Source organism: Defluviitoga sp., assembly GCF_035349255.1.
Classification (GTDB): Bacteria; Thermotogota; Thermotogae; order Petrotogales; family Petrotogaceae; genus Defluviitoga.
On sequence record NZ_DAOPSE010000067.1, the window covers coordinates 1 to 4,473 of the forward strand.

A 4,473-nucleotide genomic window follows, 5' to 3' on the forward strand; every position below is an offset into this window, starting at 1 on the left:
AAAATATCAAAGCCAAAACTCTGTTCATCTCAGGTGAGGAGGATATAATAACCCCAAAAAGCCATATAATAGAAATGAGTAAAAAAGTAGCTGGCTCTTTGCTAGTAAACATAGAAAATACTGGTCATGCCCTATTTTTTGAAAAGTTTGAAGAATTTTGTTTGCTTGTAGAAGGTTTTTTTTCTGAAGAATGAAAAATTTTTTAAATAATTTTGAATTTTATCTTAATTTAAAAAAAATGTTATATACTATTATTATGCTTGAAAATATTTTTGCCAAAAAAGGTGGACAAGAAATGGAAAAACATAGACTAAGCGAAGAAGAAAAAGATGAAATATTAGACATGTATGAATCTTCATCAGAGATGCACACAGGAGCTGTAATGCGAATAGATCTCTCAAATCATAAAATTTTGTACTCATCGAATTTTAAGAGGGTCACCGGAATCGGAAAAGACGAGTTTCCTCAAAACTTAGAAGAATTAAAAGAGTTTTTGGAAGAAGAAGATTTTCAAAAGATTTTGGATAATAGTGTGAATTGTGATTATGAAAGTGAATGGGTTTTAAAAGCTTCACCAAAGAAAAAGAAGGAGGGTTACGATACCTTCGAGTTAGTTGGAAAGAAAAAAAGAAGAGGGGAAAGAGATATTGTATATATCTTGATTCGCAATCCCAATCAGAGGTATGGAAATATAAGTCCCGATGTTTTCTTCCCAAAGGATTTATTTGATAACTCTCAACAAGCAATTGTTATAACTGACCGAAATAACAAAGTAGTAACTGTTAACAAAGCATTTATTGATATAATGGGTTATTCTCTTGAAGAAGTGATTGGTAAAGATCCTAGTTTTTGGTCTTCAAGCATGCATGATAAAACGTTTTATCAGAGAATGTGGTATGACCTTAAAACAAAAGGGTTTTGGAATGGAAGAATAATAAACAAGAAAAAGAATGGAGAAATTTTTTTCATCTACTCAAACATCTTCGAAATCAAAGGATACAATGGTGAGCTAGTTGGTTATATAGCTATTAATTCTGATATTACTGATAATATTAGAAGAGAAGAAGAAATAAGAAGGGTACATAAGTATGATTTTCAAACATGGTTGCCTAAGAAGGAGTATTTGTTAGAAAAAATTGAAGAAGTTGTTGGTAATGATTTAAATCAAGAGGAATTAGAATATGCTCTTATTATTGTAAAAATTAATAAAATGCACGAACTGCCTGTTGTATATGACTTTGAGGAAACAAACGTCATTATAAAAGAAATAACAGAAAGAGTTACTAAAGTTGCCGGAAGTCATTTCTTTGTTGCTAGAATAGCTGAAGATGAGTTCGCTTTGTTTGGAAGTTTTGATTCTCTAACAAATATAGAAGAGATCTCAAATGATTTAATAAAAACTCTTACTGATCCGATCCAGATATCAAACGACCAAGTGTTTATCAAAACAAGAATAGGAATAAGTATTTATCCTAGAAATTCAAAAGATCCTGAGAAGTTGATAAATCAAGCTAGAACTGCGTTGAATGTTTCTTCTAAAAACGATATAAACTTTTATTCTCCTGATTTATCAAACTTAATAAAATATGAAAAACTTATCGAAGAAGAAATATACCAAGCTTTACAAAATAACAGGCTTGTGTTGTTTCTTCAACCGCAAATTGACACAAGAAATTTTGAAATAATTGGTGCAGAAACCTTAATTAGACTTCTAAAGAGTGATGGCACTATTCTTTATCCCTTGGAATTTTTGAACATCGCAAAGCAAAAAGGGTTAATGATTGAAATAGATAAATTTGTGTTGGAAAATACTGCTAAAATATCAAAACAGTTGAATTCTTCTTCGGATAGAAATATAAAAGTATTCTTCAATGTTTCTAAATCATTCTTTGAAGATGATGAATTTTTAAATCACATTAAAAGAGTTTTAAATGAGTATGATTTAGATCCCTCTTTTTTAGGAGTGGAACTGACTGAGGAGATTTTTATTGATGATTTTTATTCTGCTCAAAAAAAGATCAACGCCTTGAAAAATATGGGTTTACACATTGCTTTAGATGATTTTGGCACAGGCTTTTCTTCATTGTCATACCTTAATAAGTTAAGAATTGATAAGATAAAAATTGATAAAAGTTTTATTGATGATCTTTTAATAAGTGATTCTGCAAAAAGACTTGTTTCTAGTATAATTTCTATGTCACAAATCTTGGGACTTGAAGTTATAGCAGAAGGTGTTGAAAATAAGGAACAATTATTGTTTCTTCAATCAAGAGGTTGTTATGAAATCCAGGGCTATTATTTCAGCAAACCCCTTTCTTTGGATAAATTTATGGAATCATTCTGTTGATACAACTAAAACAACAACGAAAACTAACTATTGATTATTGTGCTCTTTTCAAAGCCACAAGTGCTCCAACATTTATTCTATTGATTTCGTAGGTATCTAACAGCTCAACGTCAATTTCTGGTTTTCCTTCTTCGTAACTATGTATTTTTCTTATTGCAATATTGATAAACAGTTCTTGACGTTGGGCTACTATTGCATCAACAACGCCTTTTTCAAGAAGTTCAATGTTTTTGGGTATATTATCAAAACCAATAAAAATCTTATCTTTCAAATTTATTTTTCTTCTAAGCACTTCGACTATTTCACAAAACTGAGCATCAAGTCCTGCCATAAGATCAAAATGTGGGTATTTTCTAACTAGATCTTCTAAATTTTTAAGTCTGTCGGTGGTGTTTATCTTTCCGTAATCCAAAGCAACTATTTCTATTTTTTTGTATCTCTTTAACTCATCTTCTACTCCTTTTAGACGATCAGCTATATTTGCTCGATTTTTGTCTGTCATACTGATAATTACATCGCCTTTATCTTTGTTTTTTAGATGTTTAGCTATTACTTGACCCATTTTTATCCCAGCCGCATAGTTATCTGTGCCAATAAAACTTAATCTCCTGCTGTTGGGACAATCAGAATCAACACATATGGTTTTAATACCTTTTTCGTCTAGTTCGTTGATTACGGGGACAAAACGTTCACTGTCAGCAGGGGTTAATATTAAATAGTTGATTCCTTTTCTTTCAAGCTCTCTTATCTTTTCTAATTGAGCTTCAAATCTCTGAGCTCCCGCTTCAGGACAATTAACCAAAAATTCATATCCATATCTTTCGGCTGTTTTTTGGCCATTTTTAATCATTTCAGAGATAAAAGGATGATCCTGAGACAACATATGAACGAAACCTATCTTTTTTACTTTCTTTTCATGAATTTCTATGTTGTAATCGCTAATCTCAGTACTAACTACTTGAATGGCTTTCATTAATCTTTCAGCAAGATCAAAAAGAACGCGGTTGGATTCTTTTTGCATTTCACTAATCGATTGGGCTTCTTCGGTAGATGCAGCAAATTCCTGGGAGAGCGAAGCAATACTGGTTATGGAGCTAATTACAGAGTCTTTTATATCACCCAATTCTAAAACACTTTCCTTTAGTACTGAAAGCTGATTTATTGAATCAGCTATTGCAAAGTATATCTCTTTAAAAGTGTCGTGAACCTTTTTGTTTGCATCGAGTTGGGAATTAGCTTTTTCGTCTAGATGATTTATTAATTCAATGGTAGAATCAACTTTTTCATTAATTAATTTTAAAGTTACTCCTATCTCTTGAACAAGGTTGTTACTTTGCTCTGCTAAATCTCTAATTTCTTGTGCTACAACCGAAAAACCTCTTCCCGCTTCCCCTGCTCTTGCCGCTTCTATAGCCGCATTAAGTGAAACTAAATTAATCCTTTCTGCTAGTGAATCTATTGAAGTTATAATTTTATATGCATTATCTACACTGTCTTTTAAAGCTTGTTCGGTTTGGATTGTTTGTAAGAAGGCGTTTTGCATTACTTCACTTTCTTTCATGGATACAGATATATTTGATATACCAATATCACTTTTTTCTTTAAGTTTGTTGATTTCATTTTCTATCTCATTAATATTGTTGAGCATTTTATCAAAACTTTTGGTCAATTCTACAAGGTCTTTTGTAACATTCTCAGCATCTATAGCTTGTCTTTCTGCACCCTCAACTATAAAATTATTGATATCGATAAGATTTTCTGAAAGTTGCGAAGATTCGTTTACAGTTTCTGTTACTACCTTGGAAAGATTGATCATTTCTTCTATGGAAGTTCTAAAATCCCTGATAATTTTGGTAAATTCGTTAAATAGATAATAGAGCTTTTCATTTTCTTTTTCTAAAGCTTGTACTAATTCGTCTTCTAAAAGATCTTTGTTTTTAATCTTGTTGTATATAAGTTCTACACCTTTTTCTTTGTCTTTCTCTGGAATAAAGATTGCAAGTACATTCCCCACTATACCTACTATAAACAAGAAGCTACCAAGCACGGTCGTATAATGCATTACGATAAACGCAATGATTAATAAAACTGTCGAAATACATATGGTTATTTTTTTGTACATTTCC

General features: G+C 31.2%; 3 protein-coding genes. 2 read left to right on the forward strand and 1 reads right to left on the reverse strand.

Going from position 1 to position 4,473, the window contains the following annotated elements; translation table 11 throughout:
- Together PKN74_RS07975 and PKN74_RS07980 are read left to right on the forward strand one after the other, a co-directional pair.
- Positions 1-194 (forward strand): alpha/beta fold hydrolase (locus tag PKN74_RS07975; protein ID WP_472310284.1); only part of this gene is annotated, 194 nt, incomplete at its 5' end.
- 101 nt (positions 195-295) lie between these two features.
- The gene (locus PKN74_RS07980) at positions 296-2,347 is read left to right on the forward strand and encodes an EAL domain-containing protein (RefSeq protein ID WP_472310286.1); all 2,052 of its coding nucleotides are present in this window, start codon (positions 296-298) and stop codon (positions 2,345-2,347) included.
- Between the two features lie 34 nt (positions 2,348-2,381).
- On the opposite strand, the gene PKN74_RS07985 is transcribed toward PKN74_RS07980, so the two are convergent.
- On the reverse strand, positions 2,382-4,473 hold a 2,092-nt coding region (locus tag PKN74_RS07985; RefSeq protein WP_472310288.1), incomplete at its 5' end, for a substrate-binding domain-containing protein.